Raw genomic sequence first — 19,050 nt, 5'->3', positions numbered from 1 at the left:
GGACCTGCACCTCAGCGCCATCAAGCCGAAGTGCGCGCGGGAGACGCCGCACAGGGCAGGGTTAGTGCAGGCCGCACGGGCCCAGGTCAGCTTCACAACTCATTCCACCAGTACGGCCCTTCTCGCATCACGAGTCGACCGCCACCTCCACGATCGGCCTCAAGGCCGTAACCGGTTGTCGGGTGTGGCCCAGGCTACGAGCTGGAGGATTACACCGTTCGGGTCGGTGACCTGGAAGAGGCGCTCTCCCCACGGCTCTTCGCGCAGCGGCATGGTGATGGAGACGCCTTCGCTCTGCAGTCGCTCGTATTCAGCCTCCAGGTCGGCCACGGTGAACGCGGTGATCACACCCGCGGCGTGCTGGTTCCTGACGCCCTCGGGTAGGACCTCGATGCCGCGCTGCAGAAAGATCACGTTGATGGCGTCCTCGCGGACCAGTGAGGCAAATCCTTCGGCGGCCATGGCCTCCTGGAAGCCGAAGTGCCTGGTCAGGAATGCGGCGGAGGCGGGGACGTCGTCGACGGTCAGGGAGACGGCGGTGGAAGTGATCTTCATGGCTTCTCCTAGAGTCCGAGACCAATCTCTGTACGCTGTACTCTATACCTCGTACAGAGTAGGTGGGGCAAGGAGCCAGTGCCCTCAGGGGAAAGGATGGAGCGCATGGCTAAAGAACGAAGCGACGCAGACGACCCGGCCCGCACTCTGGAACTGCTGTGGCGGGAGCCCGGACAAGGTGGCTCCCGGCGCGGCCCTAAGCAGGGCTTGACGGTCGACGCGGTCGTCCAGGCCGCCATCGAGCTCGCCGACTCCGGTGGGCTGGACGCCCTGACCATGCGCAGCGTTGCCCAGCGGCTGGGCGTCACGCCGATGACGCTCTACACCTATGTCCCGGGCAAGGCGGAGCTGCTCGACCTCATGCTGGATGCCGCCTATCTGCAGATGCCGCGTACCGATCACACAGCCGCCCCGTGGCACACGAGGGTGGAGGCCGTCGCGCGCGAGAACCGCGACCTCTATAGGCGCCACCACTGGGTGGTGGCCCTGCCCACCACACGCCCGCCGCTCGGTCCCGGGCTCATGGCCAAGTACGAACACGAACTGGCCGCGTTCGACGGCCTCGGGCTCGACGATGTCGAGATGGACGCGGCCCTCACCTTCCTGCTTGGCTTCGTCCAGTCCGTCGCCCGCGCCGACCTCGATACCCAGGCTGCCGCCCGCGACAGCGCCATGTCCGACGAGCAGTGGTGGGCAGCCAACGCGCCCCTTCTGGCCAGGGTTTTCGATCCTGACCGGTTCCCCCTCGCAGCCCGGGTCGGAAGTGCCGCGGGTGCAGCTCACCAGGGCGTGTACAACCCCGAACACGCCTTCAGCTTCGGGCTGCAGCGCATCCTGGACGGCCTCTCCCACCTCATCGTGAGCCGTTCCCGATAGAAACCTCACGTGCCGATCCGGCAGCGTCCGCGTTCACGTCCGCTGGCCGCCGGCCGCGTCGCCACTATCGATCCCAAGCTCGTCAGCGGCCTCCACGGGGACGAGCCCGCAGCAGCCCCGCGACCCGCAGCGCCTCCGCGGCCGCGCCACCGGCCGACCACGGCCGCGCCGCCACCCCGGTGACCGCGCGGTCACCGGCGGTCGGTCTACCGCCGGTTCAGGAACGGGTACTCACCCGGAAGTTGAAGGCTGGCGAAACCGGGCCGCAGACCGGAAGTCCCGATCGTTCTCAAGTTCGTCACGACCAACATGGTCCACGGGCCACCCGGCAATCGGCTACCGACCCCACTGCAGGCACGGAGCCGGCGTCCGCGTCAACCCCTCGGAGGTGCGGTCGTCGTCAGTAGGCGCCTGAGTTGTAGCAAATGCTGACGGAATTGGCGCAGATCTGAGCCACTGCTTTGTAGCCCTTGTCGCTGATCATCCCCGTCCACGTGTGAGGATTGCTCGTCGCCCGCGCATAGCTCGCGGGGCTGCCACTGCTGACCCGCAGGACACCGATCTTGGTCCCCTTCGGCGCGTTCCACATCTCGGTCCAGACGGCGCGGCATTTGCGGCTGTAGTACAGGTAGGCGACCTGACCGTCGTAGTTGAAGACCTTCTGCTTCCACTTGCCGTCACGCACACAGATCGTCTTGTAGGGGTTCTTGTGGTTGCAGCCGGACGCGTAGCAGGACCCCACTCGCGCCTGGACGGACGTGCCGTGCACGACCGTCCTGTCGGTGGAGGCGGCTTGGGCGGCGCCCGTGGGTACTGCGAGCGTCATCAGGATGCCCGCCCCGGCCACGGCTGCTGCTGTGATCTTCCCCTGCACGTGTCGCTCCTTTCAGTCCCCTCGGCTGAGGACCTGGAACAGGATCGCGGGCGAACCGGTGCCGCCCGCCGATGCCGAGATTCGCCCCCGCACGCCGAGATGGCTACCTCCTCGCGCCACATGACGCACATGCGGGACGTCCCTCTTCGTGACCTGCGGAAACGTTGAACACCACGGCGCGTTCGCGGGACGCGGCCGGCCGGAGTTTCTCCACCACCCATGCATGGAGCGGCGTAGCCCGGTGCTGCGCGCGGTGGCCCCAGGAACGAGGACACCGCCGCCCGTCGGCGACGGTGCACAGGCCATGCACCTCGGTGAGTTGACCTGCTGATCGGACGTTCAGAAACAGGCATTCAGCTTGCCGTTTGACCTCGGCGCTTGATGAGGCGGGCGAGAGGGATTCCGTGGGCCAGCAGAGCCACTGCATGAGTGGGTCGGTGACCACGAAGTGGCGGGCGCCGCCTTGTCGGCGACCCGCTCGCCGCCCAGGATCTCCTTCGGACCGCGCTGTTACGCACCTACCACAGGTGGGGTCGCATAGCGGACATTCAGCTTGCCGACGGCTACCTGCGCCGCGCCATGATCAACACTCGCACGAGTGGTGGCGGCCCCGTGAGCTTCAGGAGCTCCCCACCACACAGCTACCGGACGGAGCGTTGAGGACTCCGCCGAACAGCACGCCGACGGCGCGCTGCTGATGGACATCACGCGAGTGCCGGCGCCGCAGGAGCACAGCGTCGTGTTGCTGCGGTACTGGAGGAATGGTCAAGACGTGTGGATCGGCTGCCAGGCTCTTCTTCTCACCCGCCGTGCCGCTGACCACGCTCACCTTCTGTTTTGGCCGTGGTCAATCCGTGTCCGGGGTGCCGGACACTCCAGGAATCCAACGGCGATGAGTTTCGCCGTGGTTGCCAGTCTGTATGGCTAGGAGCGTGGGTCAGTAAACAACTCCTGGAATGCCGCGCCTCGTGGTGGAGTGAGGCTGTCGGGCGCTGCTGTTGAAAAGGCGTGGCTGCCGGGCAGTCGCGATGCGAAAATCAGTCCGCATCTTGAGCCACATCCGCGTCCCGGAGGTCCGCATGGACGTCGCCTCGCTGCTGCCGTTGACCACGGCCCGGTTGTCGCTGCGTCTGTTCACTCCCGGAGACGCCGACGACCTGTACGCCTACCAGAGCCTGCCGAGCGTGGCGCGCTACTTGTACCGGCCGGCGCACACGCGGGAGCGCAGCGAGCAGGTTGCCGCCGAGCGCGCGGCGCAGACGGCCTGGCGCGCCGACGGGGACAAGCTGGCGCTCGCTGTCTGCCGACGCGATGAGCCCGGCGTCCTTGGCGAGGTGAGCCTTGCCCTGGCTAATGCCCGCGCCGCCCAGGCCGAGATCGGCTGGACTCTCGACCCACGTCACCAGGGGCACGGCTACGCGACCGAGGCGGCCGCGGCGCTGGCCGGGTTTGCCTTCGACACGCTGTGCGTGCACCGGCTCTACGCACGGCTGGATGTGGAGAACACCGGGTCTGTGCGGGTCTGTGAGCGCCTCGGGATGCGCCGGGAGGCGCACCTGGTCGAGAACGACCTCGACGGGGATCGCTGGGGCAGCGAGTACATCTACGCGGCGCTGGCCGCAGACATTGGCGGTCAATCAGGCAGTTGAGCCCGACGTCGCCTCCTGTTCGTGATCTTCCATATGGAAGAATCCTGGTATGTCTGGTGGGGATGGCCTTTTCGAGGTGGATCCGGCGGCGGTGGTGGAGCCGCAGACCGCGCCGACGGTGCCGGTGAAGAAGACGTTCCGGGTGTTCGTCCCCGATCAGATGATGTTGCTGCCGCCGTCGCTGGATGACTGGCTGCCCGAGGGCCACCTGGCCCGGTTCGTCGCCGACCTGGTCGACGAGGTGCTCGACCTCGGGCCGATCCTGGCCGACTACACCGAAAAGCGCGGTTACCCGCCCTACGATCCGCGGCTGATGGTGCGGCTGCTGATCTACGGCTATACCACCGGCGTCCGCTCCTCCAGGGCGATCGAGCGCCGCATGGCCGACGACGTCGCGTTCCGGTTCCTGGCCGCCGGCCAGGAACCGGACTTCCGCTCGATCGCCCGGTTCCGCCGCCGCCACCTGGACGCGCTGGCCGGCCTGTTCACCCAGTCCCTGCACCTCGCGGCCAAGCTCGGCATGGTCAAGATAAGACGCATCGCGCTGGACGGCACCAAACTGGAGGCCGCCGCCTCCAGACACAAGGCGATGAGCTACGGCCGCCTGATCGACAAGGAGGAGCGGATAGAGGCCGAGATCGCCCAGCTGGAAGCGAAGGCCCAGGGCCTGCTGGCCGACGCGGAGGCCGCCGACGAAGCCGAGGACCAGACCTTCGGCCCGGACGGCAAGGAGGCGGACCTGCCCGCCGAACTGGACCGGCGTGAGAAGCGCCTGGCCAAGCTGCAGGCAGCCCGCGCGCAGATCGAGGCCGAGGCCGCCGACAAGGCCCGCGCTCACGCCGAGGGCAAGGAACGCCGCCGCCAGGAGCGTGCCGGAGCCAGCGACGAGCAGGCCGTCGCCGACGCGGGCGAGAAGGCCGCCGCCGAGGCGCGGCCCAAGCCCAAGGCCCAGGCCAACTTCACCGACCCCGACTCGCGGATCATGAAGAACAGCGACGGCGCCTACATCCAGGCATACAACGCCCAAGCCGTCGTCGACGCCGAACACCAGGTCATCACCGCAGCCGACGTGACGACCAACCCCTCCGACGCACTGAACTACACCAGCATGCTCGACCAGTCCGCAGCGAACACCGGCGTCCCCCCCCAAGCAGGCGCTGGTCGACGCCGGCTACTACTCCGAGACCAACCTCGAGGCCGCGCGAGAGCGCCAACTCACCTGCGGCACCGACACGTTCATGGCCACAGGCCGCTTGGCCCACGACGAGCCGGTCCCGCCCGCACCACGGGGACGCATCCCCGCCGACGCCACGCTGAAAGAGCGCATGGCCCGCAAGCTGCGGACCAAGCCCGGCAAGGCCGCCTACAGTCGCCGCAAGGCCATCGTCGAACCCGTCTTCGGACAGATCATGACCTGTCAGAACGGCCGCCAACTCCTCCTGCGCGGCGAGGACGGAGCCCGCGGCGAATGGCGACTACTGGCCGCCTGCCACAACCTCCGCAAGATCTTCCGACACTCCGGGGCCTCCGGGCTCGCCGCCCTGGTCGGCTGACCAGCCAGGTACCCCGGCCCACTCCACGGGCCCTGCCAGCCGAGCACCTGCCACACAGCACCCAGCCACAGCCCCACAGGCACCGACAGGACGGCCGTGACCGATCCCATCGGTCACGGCCACCGGGCCGCTTGCTCGTTACTGAGACACGCTCCTGGCAGGCGATCAACCGCCCTCAAGGAGTACATCGTGACCGCTACCTACACCTTCGACGTCTTCACCAGCCTCGACGGCTTCGGAGCCCACAGCCGCAACTGGGGCGGCAACTGGGGCGGCTACTGGGGCAAGCAGGGCCCCGAACTGCTTGACCACCGCCTCACCCTGTACGACCAGGAGCAGCGGATGGTCTTCGGGGCCAACACGTATCGGGCGCACGCGCAGATGCTGGCCTCGAGCACCGAGGCGTCCGAGGCGCGTGACCCATGGGTCACCCGGATGAGGAACCTGCCGGCAACGGTGGTGTCGACCACGCTGGAAGGTCCCCTCGACTGGCCGGACGCCACCGTCGTGAGCGGCGACGCCGTCGATATCGTCGCCCGGCTCAAGGAGGAGTCCGAAGTGCCGTTGCGCTCGCACGGCAGCCTGTCGCTGAACCGGGCGCTGATGGCCGCCGGCCTGGTCGACCGCGTCCAGGTGACGCTCTTCCCTGTGATCACTGGCCAGACCGGACTGGACCCGGTCTTCCAGGGCGGGGCGGACTTCGACCTCGAGCTGATCGAGAGCCGGACGCTCGACGGCCACACCCAAGAGCTCGTCTACCGGCCCATCTTGCACGTCTGAGTCCGTCCATGTGTCCCCCACCCCGTCAAGCGGCCGGACCTGACCCGGAGGCTCCCGCTGACCGATATGCCGATCGGTCTCATGGCCGCCCTGGTCACGCGGCTCGCTGATCACCTCCCGATTCGTCGGGTCGTTCGACGAGGTGACCGTTCTCGGAGGGGGCGCCGGTCCGGACGAGAGCGACGAGGTGGGGTGCGGTCACAGCGGGCCAGCGGGCCAGCGGGCCTGCAGACTCGACAAGCTTGAACACCATCGCCAGAGCAGCGGCCGGCATTCGCATCGCGCCCTCGCGGACGATGTCGTCAATCAAGAAGCCGGTCTCGGTGAAACCGTCGGCATTCACTGCGCTGAGCACAGGCGTACCTTCCCGACCGACGGTGCACGGCGGCCTACCCGATGACCAGAAGTCGATCACTCGGGAAGGTACGCCCTTCGCGTCCAACCCGAGGCCGATCCACAAGTCATGAGCATTGCTCGCGGTACTGGGAGCAGATGTCCAGCGACCAGACGGCCGCCGCCCTCGGCATGGCGCCCGGCACGGTCAAGAGCAATCCGCACCGTACGCTTACCCGGCTCCGTCATGGGTGGGAGCGCCGCCACCCCGGCTCCCGTTGGGCGTCGGCCGTCGGACAGGATGATGTGTGGGATGCACCGCACCTGCGGCGCCAACGGATGTGAGGCATCTGGGGCGTTGGACCGCTGTTGTTGGCACGATGGCCTCATGGAGAAATGCGAGGAAAGTCAAACCCCGTCTGCGGGCTGCACTTTGAGGGTGCAGGTATCGGCCGAGCCGGGTGTGGAGGCAGAGACGCATCTGCTGTCGCTGCGGGATTGGCTGGCTGCGGAAGAAGCGCTGCGCGGCCGGGTGGAGCTGCTGGCCCGGACGCCGCAGCCGGGGCAGATGGGGGCCGCCCTGGACGTGCTGGCGGTGGCACTGGGCTCCGGCGGAGCGGGAGCGGTGCTGGCCCGGTCCGTGTCGACGTGGCTGGTGCAACGTCGTGCGGACGTCACCGTGCACGTCAGCCGCGACGACGGGCGGGAGGTCACCGTGGAGGTCCGCCGCACAACCGATCCGCAGGCGGTGATCGGTGCCCTCGGGCAGCTGCTGGAAGGCGGGCGGGAGTGAGGCAGAGCGCGCCGCGCTTCCCTGACGGTGCCGCTTCCCGGGCGGTCCTCATCGGGTGCAGCGATTTCGCCGACATCGATCTGCCCGCGATTCCGGCCGTGAAGTCCAACCTCACAGACCTGCGCTCCGCTCTCACGGATCAGCCGCACGGCATCCTGCCGCCGGAACACTGCCGGGTGCTGGCCGATCCGGCCGATCACCGCAGCGTCGGTATGGCACTCGCCCAGGCAGCACGCGAAGCCGAGGACCTGCTGCTCGTCTACTACACCGGACACGGCCTGCTGGACGAGGACGGGCTGCTCCACCTCGCCCTGTCCTCGACGGATCCCGGTCACGTCGGCTTCACCGGTGTCCCGGCCGACCTGGTGAAGCGCTACCTCGGCCGGGCCCGGGCACGTCTGCGGGTCCTGGTGCTGGACTGCTGCTTCTCCGGCCGGGCGGTGGCTGCCATGACCGAATCGGGCAGCCTGCTGTCGGCTCAACTCGACGTGAGCGGCACCTACACTCTCACCTCCACCACGGCCACCGCACCCTCCCACGCGCCGCCCGGGCAGCGTCACACCGCCTTCACCGCCGCCCTGCTGGACGCGCTGAACCAGCCGGAACCGCTCACCCTGGACGACATCCACCAGCACATCGACACCGTGCTGCACGGGATGGGGCTGCCGCGGCCGCAGCGGCGCTCCGTCAACGCCGCCGGGGACCTCGCCCTCGTCCGAGGCCCCGTCCAGCCGCACGCAGGGCCGCCGACCGGCAGCGAGGGAGAGATCCGTTTCCGTAAGGCGCCGCCCGACCCGCCGGCCAGGAGCCGCGGTGACCTCATCCAGGCCGTCCTGATGATTGCTGTCCCATGTGCGTTGGCGGTGCTGTTCGGTGGGTGGCGCATGACCTTGATCGGCGCTGCCGCCATCACCCTGTTCCTCGGTCTGGTCCTCCTCACGCTCTTGCTTCGAAGAGATATCCACCACGACCTTGTCGTCAACAGCGACGGGTTGGGCACCGAGCACGGGGCGCATTCAGCTCACGTGCCGTGGAAGGACGTCGAGTGCGTGGGCGTACTGCGCAGGGCGCCGGGGACTCTAGTGGTCCCCAATGTCCTCATCGTGCGCCTGAAAGCCGACGCACCGCACCCACCAGGGTTCCACAAGAAGCTCAACCAACGTCTCCCGGACCGGCGCTACGTCGTCGCGGGAATGCTGGGTACCTACGGCGCCGACCCCATGCGCCTGCGCTCGGCGATCGAACACTTCGCCGGCGGCATCTACCGCACCGACCAACAGCTGCTGGAGATGGACCCACGGCTGCGCTGAGGCGGGGTTCTACGTGGTGAGGTGCCGTTGGCCTCGGTATGGGGCGCGGTAGGTGGAGTTGGATTGTTCCGGAGGGGCTGTAGGAGATCGCGAAGCCGCTGGTCCCGCCGCCGAGGGTGCGGCCGCAGGGCGGCGGAACGCCGGACACCGGCCTGGCAGCCGCCTTCGGTGCTGATGGCGAGCTGGTCGGCGGCCTCGGCGTGTGCGGTCGCGGCGTCGAGGTCGCCGAGAGCGGAAGCGGATTGCAGGCGGAAGAGCCGGCCGAGCACGGCGAAGTTCGGCACTCGTGCCGGGTGGCCACCGCCCCTGGATACTCTCCTTGGTGCTGCTCGCCCGGAACCGGGCCGAGGAAGCCCGGACCCGGCGCGCGAAACTCAGCACCGCCCAGCTCCGGCAACTCGCCGCCCTCGGCCTGGAATGGGCGGCGCCGGCCGTGGATGTGGGGCCTCTCTCGTCCCCGTAGACACCGCCTGGGTCTCGCACGTCGCCTGTCCGGCGCGCCGCGGTGATGTGCTCGGCGATGTTCCGCGTGGTCCCCGGGGCGGTGTCCGGCCCGGCCCACAACTCGGGGACCTCCCAGTGCAGGCCGCGCGCTCCACGTCGGCGACCAACTCGTCCGCGTTGGCGCTCAGTTCGCGCGCGGCCCGGGCCACCAGGCTGTCCGCGCTGACGTCCACAAGATCGACGGTACGCCGGTCACCGGGGCGGGCCAGGCGGGGGCACCGGGGGTGTCCCGGGCAGCGGCGGGGTCAGGCGGCAGCGGGCAGGGCCCGCAGCGCCTCCCCGACGAGGGCGATACCCTCCTCGATCTCGTGCGCGGCGCCCGCCGCGTAGCCGAGGACCAGGCCGGGCGGGCCGGGGGTGAGGCGGTGCCAGGACAGGGGATGGGCCTTCACACCCCGGGTGAGTGCGGCCGCGGCGAGGTCGGTGTCGCGGACGCGGCTGCCGGGCTCGTCGGCGAAGGTGACCATGAGGTGCAGTCCGGCGGCCGCCCCGTGGACGCGGGCGCCGGGCAGGTGTGCCTCGACGGCCCGCAGCATCACGTCCCGGCGCCTGCGGTGGCGGCGCCGGACGTGGCGCAGGTGCCGTTCGAGCTCGCCCGAGTCCATGAGCCGGGCCAGGACCAGTTGGGTGAGGATGCCGTTGCCGAGGTCGGCGTACCGCTTGGCGGTGACCAGGGCGTCGCGCAGGTGCGGCGGGACCAGGAGCCAGCCGACCCGCAGTGCCGGGGCGAGCAGCTTGGAGACGCTGCCCGCGTAGCAGACCCCGTCGGGCAGCAGCGAGCGCAGTGCCGGTACGGGGGGCCGGTCGTAGCGGTGCTCGGCGTCGTAGTCGTCCTCGATCACGACGCCGCCCTCGGCCGCCCAGCGCAGCAACTCGCGCCGGCGTTCCCCGTCGAGGACCACGCCGGTGGGGAACTGGTGCGCCGGGGTCACCAGCACGGCCCTGGCCCCGCAGACCCGCAGCGCGTCGACGTCCAGGCCGCCGGCGTCCACGGGGACGGGGACGGTCGTGTGGCCACCGTACTCCAGCTGCTGGCGCGCGCCGAGCGAGCCGGGGTCCTCGACGGCGACGCGGTCGACGCCGTCGGCACGCAGCAGTTGCCCGAGCAGCCCCAGGGCCTGCGCCACACCGGCGACCACCACGACCTCGTCCGGGTCGGCGCGGATGTCGCGGTTGCGGGCCAGCCAGCCGACGACGGCCCGCCGCAGCGGGAGCGCGCCCTGGGGGCTGCCGTAGCCGAAGTCGGCCGGGGTGACGGCGGCGAGGACGGCGCGTTCGGCGCGCAGCCAGGCGGTCCGGGGAAATGCGGCGAGGTCGGGCACGCCCGGGGAGAGGTCGATCCGGCAGGACAGGCCGCGCAGGGCGTCGACGACGCCGTCGCGGTGGGGGAAGGCGAAGAAGGCGTCCGTAACGGGGGTCGGGGTGCGAGGGTAGGCGGCCCGATGCTCGGCCCCGGGGGGTGGCGGCGATGAGGGGCGGCCGGATGCCGAGGAGGCTGCGGGTGGTGCTGAGGGGGACGCCGGGGGCGCCGGGGCGGCGACGACCACCGTGCCGCCTCTGCCCCGGCCGGCGATCTGGCCTGACTCGGACAGCCGACGGTAGGCCTCGGTGACCACGCCCCGGGTGACGCGGAGCTCCTCGGCGAGCACACGGCTGGCGGGGAGCCGCGTCCCGATCGGCAGCCGGCCGTCGGCGATGGCCGACCGCAGCCGGTCGGCGAGCCAGGCGGTCCGCCCGCCCGGGGGCGCGTCGGCGATGTCGAGCTGGAGGAAGTCGGAGCCGAGGGAGGTGCCGGGCCGGGACGGACGGCCGTCGGCCGCGCCGCCGGCCTCGGAAGCCGCATCGGCCGATCTCACCGGCGTGTCCGTCGCGGCGGTTTTGGACCCCGCAATCGACGACTCTCTGGACCTGTCCATGGCGTCCATTGTGCGGCCAGGGTGGACCCATGGACACCCCTTCCGCATCCTTCGCGCCCCTGGTCCCCGGCATGGTCGGGATGGTGCTGGTCGGCAGCAGCGTCAGCGTGTCGCACGCGCTCGTCGACGCGCCGCTGTTCACCGCCCAGGCCGTGCGCTACGCGGCCGCGACCGCGATCCTGCTGCTCCTCGCCCGGCTCGCCGGTACCCGCCCGGTCCGGCCGCGCGGCCGGGAGTGGCTGTGGCTGGCGGGGCTCGCGGTGACGGGGCTGGTGCTGTTCAACGTGGCCGTGGTGCGCGGGGCCGCGCACGCGGAGCCCGCGGTGATCGCGGTCGCGGTGGCGTCGGTGCCCGTGGTCCTCGGGGCCCTGGGCCCGCTGCTGGAACGGCGCGCTCCGAGCCGACAGGTGTTGCTGGCGGCGCCCGTGGTGGTGGCGGGCGCGGTCCTGGTGGAGGGCACGGGCCGTACGGATGCGGCCGGGGTGGCCTGGGCCGCCCTGGCCCTGGGCTGCGAGGCGGCGTTCACGCTGCTGGCGGTACCGGTGCTCGGCCGACACACGCCGTGGGGGGTGTCGGTGCACGCGTCGTGGCTGGGCGCGGTGCTGTTGGCCGTCCTCGGCGTGACACGCGAAGGCCCCACGGCGGCGGGAGAGTTGACGGGGGCGCAGTGGGCGGCCGTGGGCTACCTGGCGCTGCTGGTCACGGCGGTCGCCTTCGTGCTCTGGTACTCGACCGTACGCACCGTCGGCACCGGCCGCGCCGGCCTCCTCACGGGCATCGCCCCGCTCGCGGCGGCGGCGGTCGGCACGGTGACGGGCACGGGCGTGCCGGGATCCTCGGTGTGGCTGGGGATCGCGGTGGTGGTCGGGGGGCTGATCGGGGGGCTGCGGGGGTCTCGGGTTCACGGCGCAGCCGCCTCCGTGGACGCCGCGCCCCGGACAGCACCCTCGCCCACGTCGACGCGTTCCAGGTAGGCACAGGTCCGACGGCCGACCGGAACTCTCGTGCCACGGTTGCGCGCCGGCGTCCGGCCGTGGAGCAACACATGTCCGAGGTCGGCGACGCCCCCGACAGGCGTCACCGATGGGTGTTCCACCTGTGACTGGCCGAGCGCACGCCGGCGCGGCGGTTCGAGGACCACCGGCTGTCGGACGACGTGCACCACCACCTCGCCGCCCAGGCCCAGATCCGGTCGGCGGACGACCCGGTGGCCGTCGCCGCGACCTTCCCCGGAGGAGCCGCCACCCGCCACTTCGCAACGCACCGGCCGTCCCATCCGCACGTTGCGCGACTGGCCGAAGGGCTTCCGGACGACGATCCGGTCCGCCCCGAGGGGCACCTGCACGTCCCTAGGAAGCACCTGGAACGGATCGTCGTCGGCGACGACGAGGAGCGGCAGCTCCGGCTCGGGGCATGGAGGGGGAACCAGCGCAGCCGGGCCGCGGCACTTTCGCCGGAGCGGAGGCCGGTGTCTTGGGGGAGGAGTCGTTGACGGCGTTGCGGGCGCCGGCGGTGCGTCGTCTGCTGGCGCTGCGCGCCGAGCGGCGGCTGTCGCGCGAGCACGTGCGCCCGGCCGGGGGAGTGCCTGGGCGTGTCGGAGCGAACGGTGTGGCGGTGGCCGGCTGAGGCCTCCAGGTCGCCTCGAGCCGCGCTCCGCCGCGGGCGACACAGCGGTGACCGGTTCGAGATGACCAGGGAGATCCGGGTGCTGCCGGCGTACTGGCACGGCGACGCTTCCGCGGTCCACCGCGAGTTGGTGGCCCGGGCCCGGACCGGTGGCCGTGACGGTCCCTCGGCCAGCGCGACACCAGGACCGTTCGTCGCTCCGGTGATCAGAATCGACGCCATGGTGCAACCTTTCCCTGTGGGGGAAGGCCCGGCGCCCGGGTGGGCACCGGGCCGGGTCATGATCTGATCAGAGAGCGGACTGGGTGTGGTCCTGCTCCACGTACACCTTGAGGGCCTGAAACTCCTCGATCGCTCGCGGGCCGCACAGGTAGCCGTAACCGCTGCCCTTGACGCCGCCCTCCTCGAAGTCCTCGCTGATGGCTCCCCAGGTGTTGATCCACACGGTGCCGGTGCGGATGCGCCGGGCGATCCGGCGGGCCTTCATGGAGTCCGAGCTGAACACCGAGGCGGCCAGACCGTAGATGGTGGCGTTCGCCTTGGTCACGGCGTCGTCCTCGTCGTCGAAGATCTCGAACGTCTGAACCGGACCGAAGACTTCTTCCTGCACGATCCGGACGTCGGTCCGGTCCACCTCGATCAGGCTCGGCCGGTAGAACGCACCGGCGGCCAAGGGGCCGTCGGTGACCACACCGCCGCGCAGCAGTACCGTGCCGTACGAGGTGGCTTCTTCGACGATCGCGTCCACCCGCTGGGCGGACGCCCGGTCGATCACCGGGCCGAGCTGGGCCTTCTCGTCGTCACCCGAGCCGAGCCGCACCTGCGCGAGCGCGCTGGTCAGGCGAGTGCGCACCTGGTCGGCGATGTCCCGGTGAACCAGTACGCGGGAGCCGGTGCAGCAGAACTGGCCGTTCATCAGCACCAGCGACTGCACCACGGTCGGGATCACCATGTCCAGATCGGCGTCGGGAAAGATCACCATCGGCGCCTTGCCGCCCAGTTCCAGACCGAGCCGCTTGAGCGTGGGGGCGGCCGCGGCCGCGATGTGGCGCCCGACCGGCGTACTGCCGGTGTAGTTGATCACGTCGACCTTGTCCGAGGAGACCAGGAACGGGGCTCCGGTGTTGCCGGACTCGGTGAACACGTTGACCACGCCCGCCGGAAGTTCCGGGACCGAGGCCAGGACCTGTGCGAAGAGCTCATTGGTCAGCGCCGTCTGAGCCGGAAGCTTGACCACGACCGTGCAGCCGGCGGCCAGGGCCGGGCCAAGTGCCCGCACGGTCAGCATGACGGGGGAGTTCCAGGGAGAGATGATCCCGACGACACCGAGCGGCTCGGGCACCGAGTGGGTGTACTGGCCGGGTGCCGTCTCGGCGGCGCGCCCGGCGGTCTGGGTGCGTGCGGACGCCGCCGCGTAGCGCAGCCACCCGACCGCACCGCCGACCTCCCACGTGGTCTCGCCCAGCAGCTTGCCGTTCTCCCGGGTCAACATGGCCGCAACCTCGGGCACCCGGGCCTCGAGGGCGTCGGCCAGCCGGCTGAGCGCGGTCGCCCGAAGCGAGGGAGTGCGCGCCCATTCGCTGGTCGCGAACGCGGCGGCGGCGGCGTCCACGGCGATCGAAGCCTCTGCCTCGCCACCGTCGTAGAACGAGCCGACCACTGTGCCGTCGGCGGGGTCGATCGATTCCAGAACCGAGCCGGAGCCGGTCCACTGTCCGTTGATCCAGTGCTGCGCGATGGTGTTCATGACGTCGATCCTGTAATCGCTCCGAGCATGCAGGAAGGCACAGATCTTCGTCGTACCACCAGTACCACCCTGAGACGGCGGAGGGTGAGGGAACATGGGGACATGAACGAACTCGGACAAGTCCTGCGAGCGTGGCGTGAACGCCTGACTCCGGAGGCCGTCGGAATCCCTCACCACTCTCCCCGCCGCGTCCCAGGCCTGCGCCGCGGCGAGTTGGCGATGCTGGCCGGCATCTCCACCGAGTACGTGGAACGCCTGGAACAGGGTCGCTCCCTCACCCCCTCTCCTCAGGTCTGCACGGCTCTCGCCCGCGTGCTTCAACTGTCCGACGGCGAACAGGCACACCTCATGCGCCTGGCCGGCCACGCCGCGGGACCGGACCGGATTCCTCTGCTGATCCCGGCGAACCTGCACCGGCTGATGGAACAACTCGCCGTCAACCCGCTGGCCGTCTACAGCGCTGCCTGGCAATTACTGCACTGGAACCCGCTTTTCGCGGCGACCTTCGGTGACCCGACTTCCACCGACGACGACGGCCGCAACCTCATACTGTCCCAGTTCAGGACGGGGACCGGACGAATGCGGCTTACCAAGGACGAACGGGACGCGTTCGAGGGCTCTCTCGTCTCCGACCTACGTGCATCCACCAGCCGTTACCCGTCGGACCCTTCCCTGGCGGCGCTCGTCAGGAAGCTGCGTCGTCTCCCGCGCTTTCTGTCGTTGTGGGCCCAGCCGACCGTGGGCGACCTCCAGAGTGCGCGCAAGATCGTCGAGCACCCTCTGGTCGGCGAGATCGCCCTCGAGACCAGCGTCCTGACGATCCAGCCCGCGGACCTGCGCCTCGTGGTCTTTCTGCCACGCCCCGACACGGACGCCCGCAGCAAGCTGGACCTGGCGGCCACCGTAGGCCTTCAGCAGTGGGTGTGAGCACCGTCGGCACGGTCTGCCGCGGGAGCCGCCCAGCTCAGAGGTGGTAGGGCGACCTAGCGCTGCCTGGCGGCACTCGGCGCGGGCGCAGCCGCAGTCGGCGCACGATGCCTGTCCCTGACGGAACGACGAGCATGAGCCGAAGCACGGTGGTTCTCACGTAGGCACGCTTGTTGTCGGTGGAGTACGCGCGGTGTGACTGTTCGGCGTCACCGAGCAGACCGCCGTGCGCTACCTCTGCGCGACCCGCCCGCGGTAGCCCGCCTGGTTCAGCCCTGGATGGTGGCGAGCCAGTCGATCAGCAGGCTGTTGACCTCGTCGGGGCGTTCCTGCTGGACCCAGTGGCCGCAGCCGTCCAGGAGGTGGGAGGCGGACAGGGCGGGGAGGGTGATGGGGTAGGCGTCGATGGCATCGGACATCCAGGTGGTGGAGGCGTCCAGGGCGCCGCCGACGAACAAGGCGGGTTGTTTGATGGGGGATCCGCGGTGGGGGGCGAGGTCTTCCCAGTCGCGGTCCATGTTGCGGTAGCGGTTGAGGGCGCCGGTCAGACCCGTGCGCTCGAACTCCCCGGCGTAGACGTCGAGGTCCTCCTCGCTCAACCAGGCCGGGAGCGGGCCGGCGGGGAAACGGTCGCGCATGTGACAGCCCAGGGCGACGAAGTGCGGGTCGGGTTCGCCCTCGGCCGGCATGGTGTCGGCGGACAGGGCCGCGTAGAAGCCTGCGAGCCAGCCCCGGACATCGGGCTCGATCTCCGCCTCGGCGCGGCCGGGCTCCTGGAAGTAGGAGACGTAGAACTCCTGCTCGGGGCCGCCGATCCGGCCGAAGACGTCGGTGGGGCGGGGGCCGCCGGGCGGCGCGTACGGGACGCTCAGCAAGCCGACCGCCCGGAAGACTCCGGGGTGGAGCAGGGCGGAGGCGGCGGCGATGTTGGAGCCCCAGTCGTGGCCGACGACCACCGCGCTTTCCTCGCCGAGGGCGCGCACGACGGCGACGTTGTCCTCCACCAGGTCGAGCATCCGATAGGCGTCGGTCGCGGCGGGCTTGGAGGAGCGGCCGTAGCCGCGTACGTCGATCGCCACCGCCCGGTACCCGGCCGCGGCGAGGGCCGGGAGCTGGCGGCGCCAGGAGTACCAGGACTCGGGGAAGCCGTGCACGAGCAGAACCAGCGGGCCACAGCCCTGCTCGACCAGGTGCAGGCGCCCGGCAGGCGCCTCGACGACGCGGTGGCGGAGTGCGGCGGTCGGCTCGGATCGCATGGGCGACTTCTCCTCGGTTCGCGGGCGGCGCGGGGGTACCCGTCGATCATGCGGCCCGGCGGCCACTCCGCGCGATCAGCGTTGCCGTTCCGGCAAGCTTGCAGGCCAGCGTTGACGCCCCCCCGCGGAGCCGGGGGAGTGGCACGTTCTCCTCGATGGCCTGACGTGGAAGCGTCAACGGATTGCTGCGCCAGTACTTCCTCTCAGTTGTCGCGGCGCCAGTAGGCGCCCAGGCCGTCAATGTCGTGAAGGGGCTCACTCACTCCCTTCGCCGCTCTCCAGTCGTGCACGGCAGCGGCGCACACCGGGATGTGGACGTCGTCGACGATGACGAAGCCGCCGGGCGACACCTTCGGGTAGAGGTGTTCCAGCGTCTGCTCGGCCGATTCGTACAGATCGCTGTCCAGGCGCAGCACCGCCAGTTGTTCGATGGGCGCGTCCGGCAGGCTCTCACCATCCCGGCAGGAACGTGACCTGGTCGTCCAGGAGGCCGTAGCGCGCGAAGTTGCTGCGCACGGTGGGCCAGTGACGGCGATCAGATCGTTGTAGCGGTCGGACGCCAGTTCCCGGTCACCCGCATGCGATGAGGCGGCCGCCGGGGGCATGCCCTGCAAGGAGTCGGCGACCCACACCGAACGGTCCCGCACCCCGTGCGCCATCAGCACCGCCCGCATGAAGATGCACGCGCCGCCCCTCCACACCCCGGTCTCGATGAGGTCCCCGGGCACTCCGTCGGCAAGCACGGTCTCCACACTCTCCTGGAGGTTGTCCAGGCGGCGAAGCCCGATCATGGTGCGGGCAACGCTGGGCCAGTCGATGCCGAGACGGCGGTTGATCTCGTCGTACTGCTCTCCGGGCGCCCATCGGGCGGGCACGGGCGGATCCTCGTAGATCGTGTTGCTGACGGTGCGCTTCATCAAGTCCAGTTAGAGAGAAGTCGGGTTCAGCGATCACCCCACCGGTCAGGGCGATGCTGACGAAGGGCAGATCCCTCAGCACACGGGTCTTCCCGGGCGCACCGCCGCGGGCCGGCGGAGCGACCGGAGGCAGACGCAGCAGGAGCAGGGCGTAGACAGCGCTGGTGGCGAAATTGACCAGGATGAGCAGGACGAAGGCGGGAAGCGTGCCGAGCGCCAGCATGACGCCCCCCAGGGCGCCGCCGGCGGTGAAGCCGATGGATCGGGCCGCCTGCTGCCTGCCGAGCTCCGCAATTCGCTTACTGTGATCTGCCAGCCCCATGACATAGACCTGGAAGACACCGACGCGGGCTTTGTCACAGGCGTCGGCCACCAGGACCACGGGGAGGAACGTCCAGAAGTCGCGAACACCGAGAAGCGCCACGAACGCCACGGCGCTGGTGACGGTGACGCCCACCAGGATCCGTCGAGGCCCGTGACGGTCGGCCAGACGGCCCCAGGGGGACGCCGACCACAAGCGCCAGGAGGCCGCCTGCAGTCGCGCCGACGGCGAACTCGGAGGCGCTCAGCCCACCGAATCTGGTGAGGTAGATGGTCCACACCGTGAACCAGGCTCCGTCCCCGGCGGACGTGACCGCTTGTCCCGCCGACAGGATCCTGAGCGGCGACGTCCAGTGCCGCCGGCGGCTCGCCGCCTCCGGTTCCCGTGTGCGCACCCCTGAGAATCTCCTTGTCGCCCGGTGTCGTGCAGGCCCCGGTCCCGGGAGCCCCGCGAGCAGGTCGTCGAGACTCATCTCGTCCGCTCCGGTGATGCCGGAGCAGTCCCACGGAAGGTCCGCACGGGGCGGACGGTCGCTGTCGTAGAGATAGGTCACGCGAAGTTCTCCCCTGCGGTCGATCGTGATGACGGGATGGTCGCGCAGGAAGTCGCGTACCTGCGGCGTGTCCTGGCGGGGGCCAACACCAGCCGTTTGCCCGCGAAATGGGTGCGCGGCACGACGATCCTCGGACGGAACTTGTCGGTACCGGCGGCATGGCCGCCGAGTAGTCGGCCCCGGCTGGGAGCCCCGCGCGCCCGGCCCTCCTTCTCTGCGTCCGGCAAGCTGTGGCCGGCCCGCGGCCGCCCAACCTCGCTCGCTCTGGCTCCGGGCGAGTTGTCCTGCCTCAGGCTGCCTTCCGGCAGGCCGCCACGCCACCCTGGCCACCACCGGGCAGCCCCCCGACGCCCCGAACGGGGACGTGGCCCTATGGACGGACCACACGCCGCACGTGGGTGCCGAACGGGCGGGCGGGCCACCACCAAGCGAATGTGGACGGCGATCTACTTTTTCGCTCCTTGGGAGCGTGGCTCAACTGAGTTTGTCGACTGCTGCCTTGTACGCGGCAGCCTGCGCAGGAGTGAGGTAATGGGAGACACGGACGAGGACGGTGCCG

General features: G+C 70.3%; 14 protein-coding genes and 4 pseudogenes. 10 read left to right on the top strand and 8 right to left on the bottom strand.

Features of this window, described 5'->3' with window-relative positions; all coding sequences use genetic code 11:
• Nucleotides 1–159: 159 nt before the first annotated feature.
• Entirely contained in the window at nucleotides 160–555 is a 396-nt protein-coding gene (locus ABVB68_RS24060; protein ID WP_353603188.1) for a VOC family protein, read from the bottom strand.
• A 105-nt stretch (nucleotides 556–660) separates the two neighbouring features.
• On the opposite strand from ABVB68_RS24060, the gene ABVB68_RS24055 reads away from it, so the two are divergent.
• Nucleotides 661–1,431: a TetR/AcrR family transcriptional regulator gene (locus ABVB68_RS24055; protein WP_353603187.1), complete on the top strand. Its 771-nt coding sequence runs from the start codon at nucleotides 661–663 to the stop codon at nucleotides 1,429–1,431.
• Nucleotides 1,432–1,831: 400 nt separating this feature from the next.
• Here the strand turns inward: ABVB68_RS24055 and ABVB68_RS24050 are convergent, their stop codons facing one another.
• Entirely contained in the window at nucleotides 1,832–2,257 is a 426-nt protein-coding gene (locus tag ABVB68_RS24050) for a DUF2690 domain-containing protein (RefSeq protein WP_353603186.1), read from the bottom strand.
• A gap of 504 nt (nucleotides 2,258–2,761) precedes the next feature.
• On the opposite strand from ABVB68_RS24050, the pseudogene ABVB68_RS24045 reads away from it, so the two are divergent.
• The 4 genes and pseudogenes from ABVB68_RS24045 to ABVB68_RS24030 all read left to right on the top strand — a co-directional run.
• A pseudogene (locus tag ABVB68_RS24045) lies at nucleotides 2,762–3,062 on the top strand (SigE family RNA polymerase sigma factor); the annotation flags it as partial.
• 322 nt (nucleotides 3,063–3,384) lie between these two features.
• Nucleotides 3,385–3,954: a GNAT family N-acetyltransferase gene (locus tag ABVB68_RS24040; RefSeq protein WP_353603185.1), complete on the top strand. Its 570-nt coding sequence runs from the start codon at nucleotides 3,385–3,387 to the stop codon at nucleotides 3,952–3,954.
• Nucleotides 3,955–4,078: 124 nt separating this feature from the next.
• A pseudogene (locus tag ABVB68_RS24035) lies at nucleotides 4,079–5,507 on the top strand (IS1182 family transposase).
• Between the two features lie 189 nt (nucleotides 5,508–5,696).
• A complete protein-coding gene (locus ABVB68_RS24030) occupies nucleotides 5,697–6,287 on the top strand; it encodes a dihydrofolate reductase family protein (RefSeq protein ID WP_353603184.1) in 591 nt (196 codons plus the stop codon).
• 94 nt (nucleotides 6,288–6,381) lie between these two features.
• Here ABVB68_RS24030 and ABVB68_RS24025 read toward each other — a convergent pair whose 3' ends face one another.
• On the bottom strand, nucleotides 6,382–6,642 hold the full coding sequence (locus ABVB68_RS24025) for a hypothetical protein (RefSeq protein ID WP_353603282.1): 261 nt from the start codon (nucleotides 6,640–6,642) through the stop codon (nucleotides 6,382–6,384).
• 417 nt (nucleotides 6,643–7,059) lie between these two features.
• Between ABVB68_RS24025 and ABVB68_RS24015 the strand changes: the two genes are divergently transcribed.
• The 3 genes and pseudogenes from ABVB68_RS24015 to ABVB68_RS24005 all read left to right on the top strand — a co-directional run.
• Nucleotides 7,060–7,413, top strand: coding sequence for an effector-associated constant component EACC1 (locus ABVB68_RS24015; RefSeq protein WP_353603183.1), 354 nt, complete (start codon nucleotides 7,060–7,062; stop codon nucleotides 7,411–7,413).
• Entirely contained in the window at nucleotides 7,410–8,723 is a 1,314-nt protein-coding gene (locus ABVB68_RS24010) for a caspase family protein (protein WP_353603182.1), read from the top strand. The genes ABVB68_RS24015 and ABVB68_RS24010 overlap by 4 nt, the downstream gene beginning before the upstream one ends.
• A gap of 38 nt (nucleotides 8,724–8,761) precedes the next feature.
• Nucleotides 8,762–8,896, top strand: a pseudogene (locus tag ABVB68_RS24005) (IS5/IS1182 family transposase); the annotation flags it as partial.
• 576 nt (nucleotides 8,897–9,472) lie between these two features.
• Here the strand turns inward: ABVB68_RS24005 and pdxR are convergent.
• Nucleotides 9,473–10,984: a MocR-like pyridoxine biosynthesis transcription factor PdxR gene (gene pdxR / locus ABVB68_RS24000; protein WP_503006228.1), complete on the bottom strand. Its 1,512-nt coding sequence runs from the start codon at nucleotides 10,982–10,984 to the stop codon at nucleotides 9,473–9,475.
• 188 nt (nucleotides 10,985–11,172) lie between these two features.
• On the opposite strand from pdxR, the gene ABVB68_RS23995 reads away from it, so the two are divergent.
• On the top strand, nucleotides 11,173–12,117 hold the full coding sequence (locus ABVB68_RS23995; protein WP_353603180.1) for an EamA family transporter: 945 nt from the start codon (nucleotides 11,173–11,175) through the stop codon (nucleotides 12,115–12,117).
• 941 nt (nucleotides 12,118–13,058) lie between these two features.
• Here ABVB68_RS23995 and ABVB68_RS23990 read toward each other — a convergent pair.
• Nucleotides 13,059–14,516, bottom strand: a complete 1,458-nt coding sequence (locus tag ABVB68_RS23990) for an aldehyde dehydrogenase family protein (protein ID WP_353603179.1) — start codon at nucleotides 14,514–14,516, stop codon at nucleotides 13,059–13,061.
• A gap of 102 nt (nucleotides 14,517–14,618) precedes the next feature.
• Between ABVB68_RS23990 and ABVB68_RS23985 the strand changes: the two genes are divergently transcribed.
• The gene (locus ABVB68_RS23985) at nucleotides 14,619–15,443 is read left to right on the top strand and encodes a helix-turn-helix transcriptional regulator (protein WP_353603178.1); all 825 of its coding nucleotides are present in this window, start codon (nucleotides 14,619–14,621) and stop codon (nucleotides 15,441–15,443) included.
• Between the two features lie 269 nt (nucleotides 15,444–15,712).
• On the opposite strand, the gene ABVB68_RS23980 is transcribed toward ABVB68_RS23985, so the two are convergent.
• The 3 genes and pseudogenes from ABVB68_RS23980 to ABVB68_RS23970 form a co-directional block, all read right to left on the bottom strand.
• A complete protein-coding gene (locus tag ABVB68_RS23980; RefSeq protein WP_353603177.1) occupies nucleotides 15,713–16,699 on the bottom strand; it encodes an alpha/beta fold hydrolase in 987 nt (328 codons plus the stop codon).
• 203 nt (nucleotides 16,700–16,902) lie between these two features.
• Nucleotides 16,903–17,616 carry a TylF/MycF/NovP-related O-methyltransferase gene (locus ABVB68_RS23975; RefSeq protein ID WP_353603176.1) on the bottom strand — a complete coding sequence of 238 codons (714 nt, stop codon included), beginning with the start codon at nucleotides 17,614–17,616 and terminating at the stop codon, nucleotides 16,903–16,905.
• 76 nt (nucleotides 17,617–17,692) lie between these two features.
• A pseudogene (locus ABVB68_RS23970) lies at nucleotides 17,693–18,133 on the bottom strand (MFS transporter); the annotation flags it as partial.
• Nucleotides 18,134–19,050: the final 917 nt, after the last annotated feature.

The sequence above is a fragment of the Streptomyces sp. NPDC096012 genome (genome assembly GCF_040426375.1).
Taxonomy (GTDB): domain Bacteria; phylum Actinomycetota; class Actinomycetes; order Streptomycetales; family Streptomycetaceae; genus Streptomyces.
The sequence above is the reverse complement of the archived record's forward strand: the minus strand, read 5'-3'. Positions and strand labels throughout refer to the sequence as shown.